This is a genomic window from Lactiplantibacillus pingfangensis, assembly GCF_005404945.1.
GTDB classification, from domain to species: domain Bacteria; phylum Bacillota; class Bacilli; order Lactobacillales; family Lactobacillaceae; genus Lactiplantibacillus; species Lactiplantibacillus pingfangensis.
Genome location: NZ_BJDG01000059.1, coordinates 1 through 1,205 on the forward strand (window position 1 = coordinate 1; position 1,205 = coordinate 1,205).

The window sequence follows — 1,205 nt, forward strand, 5'->3', positions numbered from 1 at the left end:
CCCGAATTGTCAAATCAAGTGCAACACTAAGTAAAATAAACAAAGACATGGAGCTATACTCATTAATGCAATGTGAGCTTGATTGGTGAGAATAACTTGAAAGCTTCACTGGAACTTAAGTATCCAAGGGACTTTCTGAGTCGGTTATTAAGGGCAGCTTGGACTTCAGTGATGTAGCTTTCGGTAAAGATCTTCATTGACTTACCTTTGGGCATAAACTCACGGATTAGGCCGTTCTGGTTCTCGTTACTACCACGTTCCCAAGGTGAATAAGGATGAGCAAAATAGACCTGAGTCCCATGAACTTGGTTGAGCAGGGAGAACTCACTACCGTTATCAAAAGTGATGGAATGAAACTTGTCCCGGCCGTACTGATTAATGATAGCTTGGAGGGCGTCACGACAGGTTTCTGCGTGATAGTCAGGAATCTTAACGATGATTTCAAAGCGGCTTAAGCGTTCAGTCAAGGTCATGATAGCTGGTTCACTAGCGACTCGCTTACCCTTGACTAGGTCACCTTCCCAGTCGCCGAGCAATAGTCGATCATCAATATAGTTAGGACGGTCATCAATGGAAGTCCCCAAGTTCTTCTTATTCATGCGAATATGGGGCTTATGACTACCTTTAACTCGACGTCGGAGCTTCATGGGCAAGTCACTATTATTTAGGTCAAGCAATCCCATATCAATATATCGATAGACCGTTGGCGTGGATGGACAAGGTTTATCTGGATGGTCACGCCGAAAACGATGAACGAAGCTATCAATACTATCCCACCGGATATGCTTTTTGAGGGCTTTACAAAGCATAGAGAAGAACAGCCAACAACGGTTCAAAAGCCCGTTAGCGTGGCAATTTTCACGGTGTTTGAGGTAGTTAGCTTGTCCGGCTTCAGCAAAGTATTGATAGTAAGGCAAGTAATCAGAATTCAGCTGGCGAACGGTGCCACGTTTGAGTTCTCGACTGATCGTACTAGGACTTCGATGGAGTCGTTCAGCAATGGCTCGAATAGAATCATGATCTTCATGAAACGCTTGAATAGCGCCTCTTTCAGCTTCTGAGAGTTGTTGGTAGTTATGAGTAGTGGTAATATTTAGTTGGGTCATGGAGAGTCCTCTTTCTTTATTCGTCGTTGATTAAAGTATAGGTCTCCATGGCCTATTTGTTTACTTTACTTGGTGTTGCACTTCAATTTTAAATCCGGG

Annotated in this window: 1 protein-coding gene; it reads right to left on the reverse strand. The window is 43.6% G+C overall.

Annotation, left to right across the window (positions count from 1 at the left end; translation table 11 throughout):
* Positions 1 to 62 precede the first annotated feature (62 nt).
* A complete protein-coding gene (locus tag FFM74_RS13570) occupies positions 63 to 1,106 on the reverse strand; it encodes an IS30 family transposase (protein ID WP_137627133.1) in 1,044 nt (347 codons plus the stop codon).
* Positions 1,107 to 1,205: the final 99 nt, after the last annotated feature.